We start from the raw sequence: 17042 nt of genomic DNA, 5'->3' as shown, positions 1-17042 counted from the left end.
GCGATGAGCGGCGGCACGGAATCGGCCCCGGACGGCGGACTGCGCTGTCCCTGGGGGCTCTCCACCGAGGACTACCTCGTGTACCACGACACCGAATGGGGCAAGCCCGTCCATGGCGACGACGCCCTGTTCGAACGGCTCTGCCTGGAGGCGTTCCAGTCGGGTCTCTCCTGGCTGACGATCCTGCGCCGCCGCGAGGGCTTCCGGTCCGCCTTCGCCGGGTTCAAGATCCCCGCCGTGGCGGAGTTCACCGACGCCGACAAGGAGCGGCTCCTCGCCGACGCCGGCATCATCCGCAACCGGGCGAAGATCGAGGCGACCCTCGCCAACGCCAAGGTGCTGGCCGAGTGGCACCCCGGCGAGCTGGACGACCTGATCTGGTCCCACGCCCCCGACCCGGCCGGCCGGCCGGTCCCGCGCACCGTCGGAGACGTGCCCGCGGTCACCCCGGAGTCCACGGCGCTGGCCAAGGATCTCAAGAAGCGCGGGCTGCGGTTCGTCGGACCCACGACGGCCTACGCCCTGATGCAGGCCTGCGGGCTGGTCGACGACCACCTGGCCGACTGCGTGGCGCGCGGCACCGGGGCATAGCCCCGGGCGGCCGGTGCGCGGCCCACGCACCGGCGCGTCCGCGCGGCCGGGTGGCTACCGCCCGAGGTACTTCGGCTTCTCCTTGTTCAGGAACGCCTGCACCGCGATCGTGTGGTCCTCGGACGCGCCCGCCTTCGTCTGGAGCTCGTCCTCCTTCTCCAGCGCCTCGCTCAGCGTGTGAGCGGCTCCGTAGGCCAGGGACTCCTTGAGCGAGGCGTACGCCACCGTGGGACCGGACGCCAGGGCGCGGGCCACGACGGCGGCCTCGGCGGCCAGGTCGGCGGCGGGCACCAGCTTGTTCACGATGCCCAGCTCGTGGGCGTCCCGCGCGGAGATCGAACGCGGGAAGAACAGCAGGTCGGCGGCGCGGCTCTGCCCGATCAGGCGGGGCAGCGTCCAGGAGACGCCCGAGTCGGCGGTGAGGGCGACTCCGGCGAAGGACGTGTTGAACGAGGCGGTGTCGGCGGCCACCCGGTAGTCGCAGGCCAGCGCGAACCCGAAACCGGCGCCGGCCGCGACACCGTTCACCCCGGCGACGACCGGCTTGGGCATCTCGGTGAGGGCCCGCACGATCGGGTTGTAGTGCTCCTTAACGGTGCTCAGCGCATTGCCGCCACCGGACTCACGGGCCTCGTCGAGCTTGCCGACGTGCTCCTTCAGATCCTGGCCGACACAGAAGGCACGCCCGGTCGCGGTGAGCAGGACGGCCCGTACGGCAGTGTCGGCCGCCGCGGAATGCAGCGCCTCACGGAGTGCCACCTTGGCCGCGGTGTTCATGGCATTCATCGCGTCGGGACGGTTGATCGTGATCGTCGCGAGCCCGTCGCTCACTTCGTAGAGCACGCTGTCCGCCGGCTGGTCGGCCATTTCGCTGTCCTCTCTGCACCTCGGGCAATGCCTGTCGAGGCAAGCATGGCCGACTCGGGCCGGGGGCGACATGTGACCTGCGTCTAACAATTGCACTCCGGTGAAGGGGTGAAGGGGGCGGAGTATCGCAGCTGGATCGCCGAATTGGGTGGTTTTGAGAGAGCGCGTTGCGCAAGAGATGCCGACCGATGTTGGTCATCGGGGTCTGTGATGCGGGATAATGGCTTGGAAGCAATGTGTTCGATGCCGGTGACACAGCGCCTGTCATGGGGCCGCCGGTTGCGATGAGCTGGTTTCAGGAAGGGGAACGAGCATGGCGGCCATGAAGCCGCGGACGGGCGACGGCCCGCTCGAGGTGACAAAGGAGGGGCGGGGCATCGTCATGCGCGTTCCGCTCGAAGGCGGCGGTCGGCTTGTCGTGGAGCTGACTCCGGACGAGGCCGATGCACTCGGCGATGCCCTCAAGAAGGTCGTCGGCTGAGCAGAGGCGCCCACACTTCTTCACTGCCCCGGCACGGTGCCCGTTCCGGGGCAGTGATGCGTCCACCACCAGTTACAACGAGGAAAACGACGAAACCGGGCCCCTGTATCAAGCCGGTCCGGCGATCGAGGACACACCCCGGTCTGCCCGGGCGAGGCAGGATCTCACCCCGCACCGGGGCGTCAGCCCCTCCGCACCGCGCACAGCAACCCGTCGCCCACCGGCAGCAGCGTCGCCATCAGTTCCTGGCTCTCACGTACCGCCCGCAACAGCTCCCGCAGCCGCAGCACCTCCGCGGGCTGCGCCGCGGAGTCGATCGTTCGGCCGTCCGCGAAAACGCCCTCGAAGCAGACCAGGCCGCCGGGCCGCAGCAGGCGCAACGATTCGGCGAGACAGTCCAGGCTCTCCAGCCGGTCGCCGTCGCAGAACACGAGGTCGTATCCGCCGTCGGCGAGCCGCGGCAGCACGTCCAGGGCGCGGCCGGGAATGAAGCGGGCCCGATTGGCGGCGAACCCCGCGGCCCGGAACGCCTCACGGGCGAACTGCTGGCATTCGGGCTCGGGGTCGACCGTGGTCAGCACCCCGTCGGGCCGCATGCCGTGCAGCAGATAGAGTCCGGACACGCCGGTCCCGGTGCCGATTTCGGCCACCGCTTTGGCGTCCGTCGTGGCAGCGAGCAAGCGCAGCGCGGCGCCGGTACCTGGCGACACCGGGCGAAGTCCTGCCTCCCGGGCCCGGTCCCGGGCCCAGTGCAATGCTTCGTCCTCGGCGACAAAGGCGTCGGCGAACGCCCAGCTCGTCTGCCGGTTGGCGGTAATGACCCTCTCCTGTCCCCGTAGTTGGCGCAACGGTGACTGTATCCGCTGCACCCGGGAACCCGCAGATGGGACCGGGCGTTATCCAGGGGCAGGGGAAAGCGCATGGAATCGGCCCGCGGATCGGGTCCGGGAGCCATGGGCCGGCTGTTCCGGGGGATCCCCGGCCCCAGCAGGAAAAAGGCTTATCCGGAGCTAACGGGCGAGGTGGCTATGGTAGGGGCTCCACTGGACACCACCAGAGCCGATAGGGGAGGTGCGGCTGCGCCTGTGGACCGGAGAGGAGCGCTGCGGCGCTTTCTCAGGCCGGCGGGTGAGCCGAAATCCGTGACCAACATCGCTGACCGTTCTTCCAACGACTCCGCACCGACCGCGACCTTCGCCTCAGATGCGGACTCCCAGGCGTGGACGCCGCCCTCATGGGAAGAGATCGTCAGCACGCACAGCGGCCGTGTGTACCGCCTCGCCTACCGGCTGACGGGCAACCAGCACGATGCGGAGGATCTCACCCAGGAGGTCTTCGTGCGCGTGTTCCGGTCGCTGTCGACCTACACGCCGGGCACCTTCGAGGGCTGGCTGCACCGCATCACGACCAACCTGTTCCTGGACATGGTCCGTCGTAAGCAGCGGATCCGTTTCGACTCCCTCGGTGACGACGCCGCCGAGCGGCTGCCGAGCCGTGAGCCGTCCCCGCAGCAGGCCTTCAACGACACGCATTTCGACGCGGACGTGCAGCAGGCGCTGGACACTCTCGCGCCGGAATTCCGTGCCGCCGTCGTGCTCTGTGACATCGAGGGTCTCTCGTACGAGGAGATCGCCGCGACGCTGGGCGTGAAGCTCGGCACCGTGCGCAGCCGTATCCACCGGGGCCGCTCGCACCTGCGCAAGGCGCTTCGGCACCGTTCGCCCGAAGCCCGTGCCGAGCAGCGCTCGCTGGCGGGCGCGATCCTGGCAGGGGAGGGCGGAACGGCGTGAGTGGCACAGGCCCGACCCCTGCGGAACAGCACCTGGGGGACCGGCTCGCCGCGCTTGTCGACGGCGAGTTGAAACACGACGCTCGCGAACGGGTGCTCGCCCATCTCGCGACCTGTGCCAAGTGCAAGGCCGAGGCCGCGGCCCAGCGACGCCTGAAAAGTGTCTTCGCACAGTCCGCCCCGCCCTCGCCGTCCGAGGGGTTCCTCGCCCGGCTGCAGGGCCTTCCCGGGGGACCGGGGGGTGACGACGACAGCCAGGGAAGACCATTCGGCGGCTCCGGGCGCTTTGCGGACGGGCTCTTCCCCGTGATCCAGCAGTCCGGCAGCCGCACCGATCCGCCGGGAGATCCGTCCCTGGGAAGCTTCGGCTTCCTGCCGGTCCCGCACGGCACGACCGCCGTACTGCCGGGCGCGTCGTCCTCCCGTTCGGGCTTCCGGATCCATGAGGTGGGCCGTGAGTCCGACCGGTCGCTGTGGCGCGGCCGGAGATTCGCCTTCGCGGCGGCCAGCGCCGTGTCGCTGGCGGCCATCGCCCTCGGCGGTGCCCTGCCCACGGGTGCGGGTCCCAACGCCCCGGCACGGGCCGCGGGCGCCGGAAACACGGTGACTCCGCTCGACGCCGCCTCCCGCGGTGAGAGCGGCGGCTCGGCGAGCCGCCGCAACGGTGGCGGCCAGGGCGCGCCCGCCGGGACCAGGGCCGGCGACCGCTCGACCACCGCCGCCCCGCCGCCCCGGCTGGAAGCCGCACCGGTGGCGGTTTCCACCGCTCCCGCACTGCTCTCCTCCCAAGACCCCTTTTCCCGGAACCTCGCGTCCCGGAGCCTCGCGTCCGGGACCCTGGAGTTCGGAGCGCTCACGGGGAACACCTTCGCCGTTGAGGTGCTGACCAATGTGTCCGCGCCACCTCTGATACGCCCGACCGGCACCACCCCGCTCTTCGCACGGGTGCTCGGGCAGCTCGCACCTCCGTCCCCCGCTCCTTCCACGTCGCCGTCCTGGACGCCTCCGTCGGCCTCGGCCCTCCCCACTCCTGCCGATCAGGCTCTGCCGCTTTCCTCCCGGCGCTGACCGGGATCCTGCGCGGACATTCGCAAACCTGGTTGAATTCCGGGAGCAGTTCCGGGAGGGACGCCCCTGTGGGGGTGTGCGAGGCCAGTTGCGGCAGTTGCGGGGAGAGCATGGAAGACGGGAAGTCCACCGGGCCGAAGGCGACATGGTGGAGCCGGCCCGCGCCGGGACGCACCACCCGCACAGCGCCGGACGAGCCTTCCCCCGCAGAAGGCACGGCGCCCACGGCCGGTACGACGGACGCGACGGTCGTCGCGGACACGAGGAACGCACCCGTCGCGGATGCGACGGAGGCGCGCGTGCACCTGGCCGACACTCCGGCGCGGGCGGCGACACCCGAGCCGGTGCCGCCGCCCGCGCCCGAGCCCATGGCGCCCGTACCGGCCGCGCGGCCCGTGGCGCCGCTGCACCAGCCCGACGAGTACAGCACCCCGCCCTACGGCGGGCCCGGCCCCTGGGCACCCGCGCCACCCGTGCAGCGACCGGTCCCGACCCCCGCGCACGGCACCCCCGTCCCCGGGCAGCACGCGGGGACGAACGGCGCGGGCCTCCCGACCGCACCGGCTCACCCCACCGCACCCGGCTTCACGCCCCCGCCGCCGCTGCCTCAGCAGCCGCAGGCCCAGCCGACGCAGTGGCTCCCGTACGACCCCTGGGGGGCGCCCCGGCAGCCGCTGACCAACCCCGGCCCGCCCCTCGGTGCCGACGGCGGCCGCAAGAAGAACCGCCGCGGCTCCCTCCTCATCGGCGCGGTACTGCTCGCACTGGTGGCGGGCGGCATCGGCGGCGGCATCGGCGCCTACATCGAGCGCAACGGCGGTCTCACCCGGGTCGAGCTTCCGCAGACCGGCCGGAACAGCGGCGGCCGTGCTCCCGACAGCGTCGCGGGCATCGCCGCCAGCGCGCTGCCCAGTGTGGTCACCCTCCATGTCAGCGGCACGACCGAATCCGGCACCGGTACCGGCTTCGTGCTCGACAACTCCGGTCACATCCTCACCAACAACCATGTCGTCGCCCCGGCCGGGTCCGGCGGCGAGATCACCGTGACGTTCAGCGGCGGCGAGACCGCGCGTGCCGAGGTCGTCGGCAAGGACAGCGGCTACGACCTGGCCGTGGTCAAGGTCACCGGCGTCTCCGGCCTCAAGCCGCTGCCGCTGGGCAACTCCGACAATGTGCAGGTCGGCGACCCCGTGGTGGCCATCGGCGCCCCCTTCGACCTGTCCAACACCGTGACCTCCGGCATCATCAGCGCCAAGGACCGGCCGATCACCGCGGGCGGCGAGAAGGGCGACGGCAGCGACGTCAGCTATGTCGATGCGTTGCAGACCGATGCCCCGATCAACCCGGGCAACTCCGGCGGTCCGCTCGTCGACACCGATGCCCATGTCATAGGTATCAACAGCGCCATCCGTGCCGCCGACAGCGGATCGAGCACCGAGGGCGGGCAGTCCGGTTCCATCGGACTCGGCTTCGCCATCCCGATCAACCAGGGCAAGCGGGTCGCCGAGGAGCTGATCAACACCGGGAAGGCCACTCATCCGGTGATCGGCGTCACCTTGGACATGAAGTACACGGGGGACGGCGCCAAGGTCGATGAGAAGGGGGCGGCCGGCAAGCCCGTGGTGACGCCCGGCGGCCCCGGGGCCAAGGCCGGGATCAAGCCGGGGGACGTCATCACCGAGGTCGACGGCCGACGGGTGCACAGCGGCGAGGAGCTGATCGTGAAGATCCGCGCGCACCGGCCCGGCGACCGTTTGGACCTCGGCCTGACCCGAGGTGGTAAAGACCTGTCCATCTCTTTGACCCTTGGCTCGGCATCCGGCACGTGACAGCGGTGGGAAGCTACCGCGCGGACAGATTCGACGGGTACCGTGGGCCCGGTCCGGACCTCGACCGACACGGTCTCGGAGAACACGAGGAGCAACAGGGTGTTCAATGACATAGGCGTACTCGAGCTGGCGACGCTCGCGATCCTGGGCGTGTTGATCTTCGGCCCGGACAAGCTGCCCAAGGTCATCCAGGACACCTCGCGCTTCATCCGTAAGATCCGTGAGTTCTCGGAGAGTGCCAAGGAGGACATCCGCACGGAGCTCGGTCCGGAGTTCAAGGACTTCGAGTTCGAGGACCTCAACCCCAAGACGTTCGTCCGCAAGCAGCTCATGGACGGCAACGACGAGCTGGGGCTGAAGGAGATCCGCGAGAGCTTCGACCTGCGCAAGGACCTGGCCGAGGTCACCGACGCGGTGAACGGCCGGGAGAGCGCGGCCGTGGAGTCCGCGGACTCCAGCGGCGGCGTGTCGAGCGGCTCGGCGATCACCGCCGCCAACGGCTCCGGCGGTACTCCGGACCTGCTCAAGAAGCGTGCACAGCCCGCGAAGGACGACCATCCGCCGTTCGACTCCGACGCCACCTGACGGCAGTCAATCCCGGGTCGCCCGGACGGTATGGCTATTCTCCATCTGTCCGGTTGTGAGGACGCCCGTGGGGGGCGGGCCGCTCCGGACCCAACGGATCGAGGAGGCGGGCCGCGCAGATGGAGACGACCAGTCGGGTGGGCGCGGACAACGCGCCGGGCACAGCCACCGCGGAGGAGGCGCCGACGGCCCCGCGCATTGTCGACGGATACCTGGCGGCTCCGTTCCCCTGGTACGCACTGGACGAGGCCTTCACCGGGCCCCGTTGGCTGATGCAGGTGGGCACCGCCGCGGACGGCACGGTGCAGCACGGTTCCCTCGGACACGGTGACGAACCGTCGGTACGGAACGACACCGGTACCGAGAAACAACGATTCGCCGCCGTCGTGACGGTGGCCAGCAGCCCGGTGCGGCGCAGCGGTGACGGTACGGGGGTGCTGGACGCGACCTCGGTCTCCTCCGCGGCCTGGCTGGCCGGGTCGGGACTGCTCTCCTGCACGTGGCCCGCGCAGCTGGACCATTCCCTGCGCGACGACTGGCTGGCCCAGCAGACGGAGACGGCGTTCGAACTCGCCGACGACCTGGACGGCCCCGTGTGGTCGGTGCTGTCACTTCCGGTGGACGGTGTCCCCATGCCGTTCCACTACCGCGAGTCCGAGTTCGGCTGGGTGCTGGCGGGTTCGGCACACGACGGGGTGCACATCGGGGCGTACGGGCGGGGAATGAGCGCGTACGGGCTGGGGTTCTCGGTGGTCGGCGACATCGCGACGTACGCGTAGCGTCGAGGAGGAGGGGCGACCGGCCGGTCCTCGCCCGCCGGACGGGCCGGACGGATCAGGCCCGTCCGCACCGCGGAGAGGACCGGGCCCGGCCCCCCGCCGTCTCAGAACTTGTTGCGCGGGGTGATCCCCAGCGACATGCCCGACAGGCCGCGCTGACGGCCTCCCAGCTTGTCCGCGATGGTGCGCAGCGCCTTGCCGGCCGGGGAGTCGGGGTCGGAGAGGACGACCGGCTTGCCCTCGTCGCCGCCCTCGCGCAGCCGTACGTCGATCGGGATGGAGCCGAGCACCGGCACCTCCGCGCCGACGGTCCTCGTCAGGCCCTCGGCGACCTTCTGGCCACCCCCGGTGCCGAACACATCGACCATCTCGTCGCAGTGCGGGCACGGCAGGCCCGACATGTTCTCGACGACACCGACGATCTTCTGGTGGGTCTGCACGGCGATCGAGCCGGCCCGCTCGGCCACCTCGGCCGCCGCCTGCTGCGGAGTCGTGACGACCAGGATTTCGGCGTTCGGCACGAGCTGCGCCACCGAGATCGCGATGTCACCGGTGCCCGGCGGCAGATCGAGCAGCAGGACGTCCAGGTCGCCCCAGTACACATCGGCGAGGAACTGCTGGAGTGCCCGGTGCAGCATCGGTCCGCGCCACACCACCGGGGCGTTGCCCGGGGTGAACATGCCGATGGAGATGACCTTCACGCCGTGCGCCGACGGCGGCATGATCATGTTCTCGACCTGGGTCGGCTTGCCGTCCGCACCGAGCATCCGGGGCACGCTGTGCCCGTAGATGTCCGCGTCCACGACACCGACCTTGAGGCCGTCGGCCGCCATCGCGGCCGCCAGGTTCACCGTGACCGACGACTTGCCGACGCCGCCCTTGCCGGACGCGACCGCGTAGACGCGGGTCAGCGAGCCCGGCTTGGCGAACGGGACCTCGCGCTCCGCCGTGCCGCCGCGCAGCGAGGAAGCGAGTTCCTTGCGCTGTTCGTCGCTCATCACGTCGAGCGTGACGTCGACGCGGGTGACGCCCTCGACCTTGGCCACCGCGTCCGTCACGGTCTTGGTGATCGTCTCGCGCATCGGGCAGCCGGAGACGGTGAGATAGACCGTGACAGCGACTGCACCGTCAGCGTCGATCTCGACCGACTTCACCATGCCGAGCTCGGTGATCGGACGGTGGATCTCCGGGTCGTTCACTGTCGCCAGTGCCTCAAGCACCGCGTCTTCCGTAGCCATACTGTCGATACTACGGGTGCGTGAAGCAGCCCCGTCAGCGGTCTTCGTCACTCTCGGCCGGGTGCGGGGCTCGCCGGTCGTCCAGGCCCCTCACCAGGTCTTCCAGCTCGGAGCGGATCCAGTCGCGGGTGGTGACCTCGCCGAGGCCGATCCGCAGGGCCGCGATCTCCCGGGTGAGGTACTCGGTGTCCGCGATGGAGCGCTCGTTCTGCTTGCGGTCCTGCTCGTAGGTGACCCGGTCGCGGTCGGCCTGCCGGTTCTGCGCGAGCAGGATCAGCGGGGCCGCGTACGAGGCCTGGAGCGACAGCATCAGCGTCAGGAAGATGAACGGGTACGGGTCGAACCGCCAGGCCGTGGGCGCAAAGACGTTCCACAGCAACCAGATGAAGATGAACAGCGTCATCCAGACGATGAAGCGCCAGGTGCCCAGGAAGCGGGCGATCCGCTCGGAGAGCCGGCCGAACGCCTCGGGATCGTAGGCGGGCACCAGCCGCCGCCGCGGGGCCTTCGGCTGGTCCAGCCGGTACCGGGGTGGCCGCGCGATGCCCGAGGCACCCGTCGACGCCGCCTTCGCGCGGTCCTCAGCGGCCACGGGCGACCTCCCCCTCCTCGTGGAAGTCGGTCTCCCGCCAGTCCTCCGGCAGCAGATGATCGAGCACGTCGTCGACGGTCACCGCGCCGAGCAGCGAGCCGCTCTCGTCCACGACCGGCACCGAGACCAGGTTGTACGCGGCCAGATAGCTCGTCACGGCCGACAGCGGGGTGTCCGGCGTGAGCGGCACGAGGTCGCTGTCGACGATCGAGCTGACCAGGGCGTACGGCGGATCGCGCAGCAGCCGCTGGAAGTGCACGGTGCCCAGGTACTTGCCGGTCGGCGTCTCGTCGGGCGAGCGGCACACGTACACCTGGGCGGCGAGCGCCGGGGACAGGTCCGCCTGCCGGACCCGTGCGAGCGCGTCGGCGACCGTCGCGTCCGGCCGCAGAATGATCGGCTCGGTGGTCATCAGGCCGCCCGCGGTCCGTTCCTCGTACGACATGAGGCGCCGCACATCGGCCGCTTCGTCCGGCCGCATCAGGGTCAGCAGCCGCTCCTTGTCCGCCTCGGGGAGCTCGGACAGCAGGTCGGCCGCGTCGTCCGGGTCCATGGCCTCCAGGACATCGGCGGCGCGCTCCTCCTCCAGCTTGCCGATGATCTCCACCTGGTCGTCCCCGGGGAGCTCCTCCAGGACGTCGGCGAGCCGGTCGTCGTCGAGCGCGGCGGCGACCTCGGCCCGCCGCTTCGGCGACAGATGGTGCAGCGCGTTGGCCACGTCGGTCGGGCGCAGCTGCTCGAAGGTGGCGACCAGGGACTCGGCGCCCTGCCCGTCCTCCTCCAGCGAGAACCCGCTGACCGCCGACCACTCCACCGTCAGGGTCTCGCCCTTGCGCCGGAGCGCCCCGCCCTTGCCCTTGCGTACGAAGTACTTGTCGATCTCCCAGTCGCGGCGGGCCGGGAGCTGCTGGATGGCGACATCGAGGACGGTGACCTCCTCGCCGGTCTCCACGAGGCGGACGCGCCGGTCGAGGAACTCGCCGAGTACCAGGCGTTCGGTGGGCCGCTGTTCGAAGCGCCGCATGTTGACCACGCCGGTGGTGATGACCTGGCCGGACTCGATCCCCGTGACCCGGGTCATCGGGAGGAAGATCCGGCGGCGGCTGAGCACCTCGACGACCAGGCCGAGCAGCCGGGGCGGCCGGCCGCCGACCCGCAACATCGCGACCAGGTCGCGTACGCGGCCCACCTGATCGCCGTTGGGGTCGAAGACCGGGACGCCGGAGAGGTGGGAGACGAAGACCCGGGGGGCGCCTGCCGCCATGATGCGCCTCCTTCTTCCGTGTACGACTTCGCTGTCCGGTCCGTTTGGCAGTTAATTAACCGTTATGACGGGATCAGGCTAGCCCGTACCGCTCCGGGCCGCCCCGGTGGATCCGTCCGGTACGGCTCCCTGCCGGAAGGTATGCACGGCACGGGTACGCTGCCGTCTGCCACCCCCGCCCCGCAGATGAGAGGCAGTGCGCCCGTGACCTTGTCCGCCCCGCCCGTCCGGATCCGTCGCCGCCGGACCGTCCTCGCCGTCGTGCTCAGTGCGGGGCTGACCGCCGCCCTCACGGCGTGCGGGGGAGAGGATCCGGACCAGGGGACCAACGGTGTCGGCAAGCTCGCCGCCGCGGAGATCGAGAAGAAGGCGCAGGCCGCCGCGGACTCCGCCGACGCGGTGCGCCTCGCCGGGACCCTGGTCAGCAAGGGCGGCACCTACAAGCTCAACATGCAGCTCAGGGACAAGGGCGGCGCAGGATCCGTCGTCTCGAAGGACAGCACCTTCGAGCTGCTGCGGATCGGTGACGAGCTCTATCTGAAGGCGGACTCCGGGTTCTGGAGCCACGACGAGAAGCCCGGCGCTCAGAGCGACGCGGGCGGGGCGGCCGCGGACAAGCTCCAGGACAAGTACGTGAAGGTGCCCGAGGACGACCCCACGTACAAGCAGCTGCGCGGCTTCACGGACAAGAAGACCCTGCTCGACGGCTTGCTCAGCCTGCACGGCACCCTCAACAAGGGCGACCGGGAGGAGGTCGGCGCGACCCGGACCGTGCAGATCACGGGCGGCAAGGGCGAGGGCGGCACGCTCGACGTCTCGCTGGAGGGCACGCCGTATCCCCTGCGCTTCGCACGAGGCGGTGGCGGAGGGGTCGTGATGCTGTCGGACTGGGGCAAGGACTTCCCGCTGGAGGCCCCGGCCGAGGGCGACACGGTCGACTACGGACAGCAGCTGCCCAAGACGTCCTCCTGAGAGCGGGCCGCGGCCCGCGCGGGCCGAAGACCGGGCACGGCCCAGGCGCTGCCCGGCGGACCGGCCCCGGTCCTGCCCGGCGGGTCGGGGCCGACGGGCCCGGCCTCCGTCAGCCCTTGCGGCCCCGCTTCAGCAGTCGCGGCAGCCCGGCGGGCACCGGCCGACGGGTGGTCGCGGACGTCGGCAGGGGCGCCGCCGCCAGTGAGCCGTCCGGCAGCTCCGTACGGAATTCGCCGGGGGTCAGCCGAAGCACCCGGCACTCGCGCGCCCACCGCTCCGTCATCTGCTCGGCGTCCGGCGCGTTCAGCCGCTTGCCCTTGAGCTCGGTGACCGCGGCCTCCCACTCCTGCGAGTGCGGCGCGAGCTCCGACACGGCGGCCGTCCAGGCGATCAGCCGGCCGCCCTTGTCCTTGCTGCGCACGGTCACCTCGGCGGTGGAACCGTCGGCGAGACCGGCCGGGAACGGCTGCTCGCCCGGGCCGTCGCCGACCAGATGCGCCGCGCCCTCGTGCCATACGTGCCACAGCGCCCGCGCGGGCCCGGCGCCCCGTACCCAGATGAGGCCCGACTTCTTGGTGGCCTCCTCGACGAGAGCCCGGCCAAGCGGCACGTCAGCGGCAGCAGCAGTCATACCCGAACTCTATTAGAGCCAGCCGTTGCGCTTGAGTGTGCGGTGAATGGAGAAGCAGACCATCCCGATGACACCCAGCACCACCGGGTAGCCGTACTTCCAGCGCAGCTCGGGCATGTGATCGAAGTTCATGCCGTAGACGCCGCAGATCATCGTCGGTACGGCGACGATGGCCGCCCAGGACGTGATCTTGCGCATGTCCTCGTTCTGCGCGACGGTCGCCTGCGCCAGGTTGGCCTGGAGGATCGAGTTCAGCAGTTCGTCGAAGCCGATGACCTCTTCGTGCACCCGCGCCAGGTGGTCGGCGACGTCACGGAAGTACTTCTGGATGTCGGGGTCGATCAGCCGCATCGGCCGCTCGCTCAGCAGCTGCATCGGCCGCAGCAGCGGAGAAACGGCCCGCTTGAACTCCAGGACCTCACGCTTGAGCTGGTAGATCCGGCCCGCGTCCGAGCCGCGCGGGCTGCCCTTCGCGGGGGTGGAGAAGACCTCGATCTCCACCTCGTCGATGTCTTCCTGGACGGCGCCCGCCACCGCGATGTAGCCGTCGACCACGTGGTCGGCGATGGAGTGCAGGACCGCGGAGGGCCCCTTGGCCAGCAGCTCGGGGTCGTCCTGCAGCCGGTGCCGCAGCGCGCGCAGCGAGCCGTGGCCGCCGTGCCGCACGGTGATGACGAAGTCCCGGCCGGTGAAGCACATCACCTCGCCGGTCTCGACGACCTCGCTGGTCGCGGTGAGTTCGGCGTGCTCGACGTAGTGGATGGTCTTGAAGACGGTGAACAGGGTGTCGTCGTACCGCTCCAGCTTCGGCCGCTGGTGGGCGTGGACGGCGTCCTCGACGGCGAGCGGGTGGAGGCCGAACTCCCGGGCGATACCGGCGAATTCCTCCTCGGTCGGCTCGTGCAGGCCGATCCAGGCGAAGCCGCCCTCCTCCCGCACCTGGAGCATGGCCTCGTGCGGCGTGCGGCAGGTGCCGCTCTCCACGCGCCGTCCGTCGCGGTAGACCGCGCAGTCGACGACCGCGCTGGAGGCGGACGGGTCACGCGTGGTGTCGTAGGTGTTGTGCAGGGCGTTGCTCTTGCGCAGGGACGGGCGCACGGCGGCGCGCAGGTCACGGATCATCGACATGGCTGGCTCCTTCACGGAGGGCCGTCGTCGGGCGCGTGGAACAGCCCGGAATGGGGACGTGCATTCACGTCCGCAAAGCGGGCGGCACCGCGGCGGCGCGATGACGGCGTTCGCTACAGACAGGCAAATTTGCTACAGACAGGCAAAGGGGGTGCTCCTCCGTCGTGCGCAATGCCTTGGGCCTTGACCGAGAAGGCTTCAGACCACCGAAGAGCGGTGAGACGCGGAAGAGCGGTTGGTACTGCACGATCGACTTCGATCCATGGCAGCCCCACCTCCTCCGGCCGGTCCCCCGTGGGGGATGACGTGTCGTCGGGGCTGAGAGCGACGCTTCTGCGTGCTGCCCCGACCAGCGGCCAAGACTATCAGCCGACTGAGGGCCAATCCTTTACTTTGCCCGTTCCATACGCGTCCTATGCTCGCGGGATGGGAGAAATTCTTGCTCTGGTCGAGGCCCGGCTGCTTACGGCCCTCGGTGAACCGGATGCGCGCGCGGCGGTGACGTTCCTCGGTACGGAGCGCATCGAGGTGCTCCGCTTCATCGACGGCGACGTGGTGCGCTACGCCACGCTCGGTATGTCCGCACAGCCGATGGCCGACCCGACCGCGGTTCTCGCGGACCCGGTGAAGGGCCCGCGCGCCGAGCTGATCCTCTCCGTGCGCGCCGGCCTCGCCGACACCGACAAGGTGCTGCGCCCGCTGGCCGTGCTGGCGGCCTCGCCGCAGGTCGAGGGGGTGGTCGTGGCTCCCGGCGCCTTGCTGGACGTGGGTGAACCGCTGTGGCCCGGGGCGCCGTTCGGCTCCGTACTGGTCGCCGAGCCGGGCGGGCTGGTGGAGGACCTGGAGCTGGATGAGCCCAGGGAGCCGGTGCGGTTCCTGCCGCTGCTGCCGGTGACGCACAACGAGGCGGCGTGGAAGCGGGTCCGGGGCGCGCAGGAGCTCCAGGAGCGGTGGCTGTCGCACGGGACGGACCTGCGCGATCCGCTGCGCGGCTCCGTACCCCTGGACTGAGAGGTACGTCATGCCGGGCATGCGGGAAACGACCTCGCCCGCGACGCCGCTGACCAGCGCGGGCGAGGCCGCAAGCCCCGCCGCGCGGCAAGGAGGGGGAGCCGCGGGCGGGGCGGAACGGGGTTGACGCGGTGGTCAGTTGGCGAAGACGGTGACGCCGTCCTCGGTGGCGTGCTTCGGCTCCAGCTCCTCCGCCTCGTGGGTCAGTGCCGCACGCCGGATCCAGACGACGGCCGCACCGGCCACGGCCGCGAGCGCGGCGACCACGAACGGGATGTGGATGTTGCTCCACTCCTCGATCTTCGGGGCGAGGTACGGGGCGGCGGCCGCGGCGAACCAGCGGACGAAGTTGTAGCCCGCGCTCGCCACCGGCCGCGGCGCGTCCGACACCCCGAGCGCCAGCTCCGTGTAGACGGTGTTGTTCATGCCGATGAAGGCGCCGGAGACGATCGTGCAGACGATGGCGGTGGTGTGGTTGCCGTATCCCAGGATCACGAGGTCGGCGGCGAGCAGCACCAGCGAGGCGCCGAGCACCTTCAGCGACCCGAAGCGCTTCTGCAGCCGCGGGGCGACGAGCACCGAGAAGACCGCCAGCAGCAGGCCCCAGGCGAAGAAGACCGCGCCCGACTTGTACGGCGTCATGTTCAGCACGAACGGCGTGAACGCCAGGATCGTGAAGAACGCGTAGTTGTAGAAGAACGCCGAGGTGGCGACGGAGGCCAGGCCGCCGTGGCCGAGTGCCTTCACCGGGTCGAGCAGCGAGGTCTTCCTGGCCGGCTTCGGCTGTTCCTTCAGGAACGCCGTGATGCAGATGAAGCCGATCGCCATCAGAGCGGCCGTGCCGAAGAAGGGGTAGCGCCAGCTGGCGTCGCCGAGCAGGGCGCCCAGCAGCGGTCCGCAGGCCATGCCGAGACCGAGAGCCGACTCGTACAGCAGGATCGCCGCGGCGCTGCCGCCGGCCGCCGCACCGACGATCACGGCGAGTGCGGTCGATACGAAGAGCGCGTTGCCCAGGCCCCAGCCCGCCCGGAAGCCGACGAGTTCGGCGACGGAAGACGAGGTGCCGGAGAGAGCGGCGAAGACGACCACGAGCGCGAGGCCGGCCAGCAGCGTCTTGCGCCCGCCGATCCGGCTGGACACGAAGCCGGTGACGAGCATCGCCACGGCGGTGATCAGGAAGTACGAGGTGAAGAGCAGCGACACCTGGCTCGGCGTCGCCGCCAGGCCCTTGGCGATGGACGGCAGAATCGGGTCCACCAGGCCGATTCCCATGAACGCGACAACAGAGGCGCCCGCCGTGGCCCAGACGGCCTTCGGCTGGCGCAGGATGCTGCCCGCTCCTTGATCGAACGGATCCTCTCCTTGCATGGGCTTCTCGCTCTCCACTAGATCGTTGCGTCATGCACAGAATAAGTTAGAGGAGCTAATGAGTGCAAATTACATCTAAATCTGCAGGTGAGGGGCCACACTGCGGACGGGTGATCTTCCTTGACGCGGCGACGGTCGAGGAGGACCGTTGGACGCTATGAGGGGCGAACCCAGTTGCCCGAAGTGTGGAGGCCGGGTCAGGGCGCCCGGTCTCTTTGCCGACACCTGGCAGTGCTCCGTGCACGGCAGCGTGCAACCGCTGCAGTCGGCCATCCCGCCGAGCGTCGAGGCGCTGAGCGCGGTGGTGCGCCGGGCCGAGGTGCCCGTGTGGATGCCCTGGCCACTGCCGGTGGGCTGGCTGTTCACCGGAGTGGCGAGCGCGGGTGACGACCGCAGCGGCGGCCGCGCCACCGTCGTCGCCTGTTCCGGCCCCGGTCCGGTCGGTGGCATCGGAGAGCTGCTGCTCGTCACCGAGGAGCTCGGGGTCGGACTCGGGGCACGCTACGCGGGCATCGACGGCCCCGACCCCGGCCCGCATCTGGACGTCGACGGTCCGCCGGACGTCAAGATGCTCGCCGCCGGGCGCCCCACCCCGCTGTGGCACGTCAAGGACGCTCCCGAGGACCGGGCGGTCTTCGCGGGCGAGGCGCGCGGGCTCTGGCTCTGGGCGATCGTCTGGCCCGAGCAGTCCGGACTCCTGATGTACGACGAGCTGGTGCTCGCCGATCTGCGCGAGGCCGGGGGAGAGATGGACCTCGTGCCGTGCGGGGCGCTCACCCCACGCCTGATCAACTGAGGGACCGCCCGGGCGCCTGGCCGACCAGCGCCTGACCGCGGGACTGTCCGGCG

At 70.6% G+C, this 17042-nt stretch carries 18 protein-coding genes; 10 read left to right on the top strand and 8 right to left on the bottom strand.

Annotation, left to right across the window (positions count from 1 at the left end; all coding sequences use genetic code 11):
- The first annotated feature begins 3 nt into the window (after window positions 1–3).
- The gene (locus tag ACF08M_RS30605) at window positions 4–591 is read left to right on the top strand and encodes a DNA-3-methyladenine glycosylase I (RefSeq protein WP_392188505.1); all 588 of its coding nucleotides are present in this window, start codon (window positions 4–6) and stop codon (window positions 589–591) included.
- 54 nt (window positions 592–645) lie between these two features.
- Here ACF08M_RS30605 and ACF08M_RS30600 read toward each other — a convergent pair whose 3' ends face one another.
- Window positions 646–1458 carry an enoyl-CoA hydratase/isomerase family protein gene (locus ACF08M_RS30600; protein ID WP_392188504.1) on the bottom strand — a complete coding sequence of 271 codons (813 nt, stop codon included), beginning with the start codon at window positions 1456–1458 and terminating at the stop codon, window positions 646–648.
- A gap of 313 nt (window positions 1459–1771) precedes the next feature.
- Between ACF08M_RS30600 and ACF08M_RS30595 the strand changes: the two genes are divergently transcribed.
- Entirely contained in the window at window positions 1772–1939 is a 168-nt protein-coding gene (locus ACF08M_RS30595; protein WP_003966491.1) for a DUF3117 domain-containing protein, read from the top strand.
- A 182-nt stretch (window positions 1940–2121) separates the two neighbouring features.
- Here the strand turns inward: ACF08M_RS30595 and ACF08M_RS30590 are convergent, their stop codons facing one another.
- On the bottom strand, window positions 2122–2787 hold the full coding sequence (locus ACF08M_RS30590; RefSeq protein ID WP_392188538.1) for an O-methyltransferase: 666 nt from the start codon (window positions 2785–2787) through the stop codon (window positions 2122–2124).
- Between the two features lie 180 nt (window positions 2788–2967).
- On the opposite strand from ACF08M_RS30590, the gene sigE reads away from it, so the two are divergent.
- The 5 genes from sigE (at window position 2968) to ACF08M_RS30565 (ending at window position 7989) form a co-directional block, all read left to right on the top strand.
- Complete coding sequence (gene sigE, locus ACF08M_RS30585; RefSeq protein ID WP_392188537.1) at window positions 2968–3729, top strand: RNA polymerase sigma factor SigE; 762 nt, start codon at window positions 2968–2970, stop codon at window positions 3727–3729.
- Window positions 3726–4796, top strand: a complete 1071-nt coding sequence (locus tag ACF08M_RS30580) for a zf-HC2 domain-containing protein (protein WP_392188503.1) — start codon at window positions 3726–3728, stop codon at window positions 4794–4796. The genes sigE and ACF08M_RS30580 overlap by 4 nt, the downstream gene beginning before the upstream one ends.
- A gap of 110 nt (window positions 4797–4906) precedes the next feature.
- A complete protein-coding gene (locus ACF08M_RS30575) occupies window positions 4907–6625 on the top strand; it encodes a trypsin-like peptidase domain-containing protein (RefSeq protein ID WP_392188502.1) in 1719 nt (572 codons plus the stop codon).
- 99 nt (window positions 6626–6724) lie between these two features.
- Window positions 6725–7210 (top strand): sec-independent translocase, encoded by a 486-nt coding sequence (locus ACF08M_RS30570; RefSeq protein WP_392188501.1) that lies wholly within the window; start codon window positions 6725–6727, stop codon window positions 7208–7210.
- A gap of 119 nt (window positions 7211–7329) precedes the next feature.
- Window positions 7330–7989, top strand: coding sequence for a hypothetical protein (locus ACF08M_RS30565; RefSeq protein WP_392188500.1), 660 nt, complete (start codon window positions 7330–7332; stop codon window positions 7987–7989).
- A 104-nt stretch (window positions 7990–8093) separates the two neighbouring features.
- On the opposite strand, the gene ACF08M_RS30560 is transcribed toward ACF08M_RS30565, so the two are convergent.
- Genes ACF08M_RS30560 through ACF08M_RS30550 form a run of 3 tightly spaced genes read right to left on the bottom strand, consistent with a single transcriptional unit; the run spans window position 8094 to window position 11083 of the window.
- Window positions 8094–9227, bottom strand: a complete 1134-nt coding sequence (locus tag ACF08M_RS30560) for an Mrp/NBP35 family ATP-binding protein (RefSeq protein WP_392188499.1) — start codon at window positions 9225–9227, stop codon at window positions 8094–8096.
- Between the two features lie 34 nt (window positions 9228–9261).
- Window positions 9262–9819: a DUF1003 domain-containing protein gene (locus tag ACF08M_RS30555; RefSeq protein WP_392188498.1), complete on the bottom strand. Its 558-nt coding sequence runs from the start codon at window positions 9817–9819 to the stop codon at window positions 9262–9264.
- Window positions 9809–11083, bottom strand: a complete 1275-nt coding sequence (locus ACF08M_RS30550) for a magnesium transporter MgtE N-terminal domain-containing protein (protein ID WP_392188497.1) — start codon at window positions 11081–11083, stop codon at window positions 9809–9811. Before ACF08M_RS30550 ends, ACF08M_RS30555 begins: the two co-directional genes overlap by 11 nt.
- Before the next feature lie 204 nt (window positions 11084–11287).
- Between ACF08M_RS30550 and ACF08M_RS30545 the strand changes: the two genes are divergently transcribed.
- Window positions 11288–12055: a hypothetical protein gene (locus ACF08M_RS30545; RefSeq protein ID WP_392188496.1), complete on the top strand. Its 768-nt coding sequence runs from the start codon at window positions 11288–11290 to the stop codon at window positions 12053–12055.
- 109 nt (window positions 12056–12164) lie between these two features.
- Here the strand turns inward: ACF08M_RS30545 and ACF08M_RS30540 are convergent, their stop codons facing one another.
- On the bottom strand, window positions 12165–12686 hold the full coding sequence (locus ACF08M_RS30540) for a hypothetical protein (protein WP_392188495.1): 522 nt from the start codon (window positions 12684–12686) through the stop codon (window positions 12165–12167).
- Between the two features lie 12 nt (window positions 12687–12698).
- The gene (locus ACF08M_RS30535; RefSeq protein ID WP_392188494.1) at window positions 12699–13814 is read right to left on the bottom strand and encodes a magnesium and cobalt transport protein CorA; all 1116 of its coding nucleotides are present in this window, start codon (window positions 13812–13814) and stop codon (window positions 12699–12701) included.
- A 426-nt stretch (window positions 13815–14240) separates the two neighbouring features.
- On the opposite strand from ACF08M_RS30535, the gene ACF08M_RS30530 reads away from it, so the two are divergent.
- Window positions 14241–14825, top strand: a complete 585-nt coding sequence (locus tag ACF08M_RS30530; protein ID WP_392188493.1) for a suppressor of fused domain protein — start codon at window positions 14241–14243, stop codon at window positions 14823–14825.
- A 135-nt stretch (window positions 14826–14960) separates the two neighbouring features.
- On the opposite strand, the gene ACF08M_RS30525 is transcribed toward ACF08M_RS30530, so the two are convergent.
- Window positions 14961–16193 carry an MFS transporter gene (locus ACF08M_RS30525; RefSeq protein WP_392188492.1) on the bottom strand — a complete coding sequence of 411 codons (1233 nt, stop codon included), beginning with the start codon at window positions 16191–16193 and terminating at the stop codon, window positions 14961–14963.
- 157 nt (window positions 16194–16350) lie between these two features.
- Here ACF08M_RS30525 and ACF08M_RS30520 point away from each other — a divergent pair, with 157 nt between their 5' ends.
- A complete protein-coding gene (locus tag ACF08M_RS30520; protein ID WP_392188536.1) occupies window positions 16351–16989 on the top strand; it encodes a DUF6758 family protein in 639 nt (212 codons plus the stop codon).
- Window positions 16990–17042 lie beyond the last annotated feature (53 nt).

The organism is Streptomyces sp. NPDC015032 (genome assembly GCF_043080425.1).
Classification (GTDB): domain Bacteria; phylum Actinomycetota; class Actinomycetes; order Streptomycetales; family Streptomycetaceae; genus Streptomyces.
Note: the sequence above shows the minus strand (reverse complement) of the source record. Positions and strands in the feature narration are given on the sequence as shown.

Bases quoted from the DNA above. Each gene is read 5' to 3' on its own strand.
- ACF08M_RS30605 (WP_392188505.1), top strand. From the start codon at position 4: ATGAGCGGCGGCACGGAATCGGCCCCGGACGGCGGACTGCGCTGTCCC.
- ACF08M_RS30600 (WP_392188504.1), bottom strand. From the start codon at position 1,458: ATGGCCGACCAGCCGGCGGACAGCGTGCTCTACGAAGTGAGCGACGGG.
- ACF08M_RS30595 (WP_003966491.1), top strand. From the start codon at position 1,772: ATGGCGGCCATGAAGCCGCGGACGGGCGACGGCCCGCTCGAGGTGACA.
- sigE (WP_392188537.1), top strand. From the start codon at position 2,968: ATGGTAGGGGCTCCACTGGACACCACCAGAGCCGATAGGGGAGGTGCG.
- ACF08M_RS30575 (WP_392188502.1), top strand. From the start codon at position 4,907: ATGGAAGACGGGAAGTCCACCGGGCCGAAGGCGACATGGTGGAGCCGG.
- ACF08M_RS30565 (WP_392188500.1), top strand. From the start codon at position 7,330: ATGGAGACGACCAGTCGGGTGGGCGCGGACAACGCGCCGGGCACAGCC.
- ACF08M_RS30560 (WP_392188499.1), bottom strand. From the start codon at position 9,227: ATGGCTACGGAAGACGCGGTGCTTGAGGCACTGGCGACAGTGAACGAC.
- ACF08M_RS30550 (WP_392188497.1), bottom strand. From the start codon at position 11,083: ATGGCGGCAGGCGCCCCCCGGGTCTTCGTCTCCCACCTCTCCGGCGTC.
- ACF08M_RS30540 (WP_392188495.1), bottom strand. From the start codon at position 12,686: ATGACTGCTGCTGCCGCTGACGTGCCGCTTGGCCGGGCTCTCGTCGAG.
- ACF08M_RS30535 (WP_392188494.1), bottom strand. From the start codon at position 13,814: ATGTCGATGATCCGTGACCTGCGCGCCGCCGTGCGCCCGTCCCTGCGC.
- ACF08M_RS30530 (WP_392188493.1), top strand. From the start codon at position 14,241: ATGGGAGAAATTCTTGCTCTGGTCGAGGCCCGGCTGCTTACGGCCCTC.
- ACF08M_RS30525 (WP_392188492.1), bottom strand. From the start codon at position 16,193: ATGCAAGGAGAGGATCCGTTCGATCAAGGAGCGGGCAGCATCCTGCGC.
- ACF08M_RS30520 (WP_392188536.1), top strand. From the start codon at position 16,351: ATGAGGGGCGAACCCAGTTGCCCGAAGTGTGGAGGCCGGGTCAGGGCG.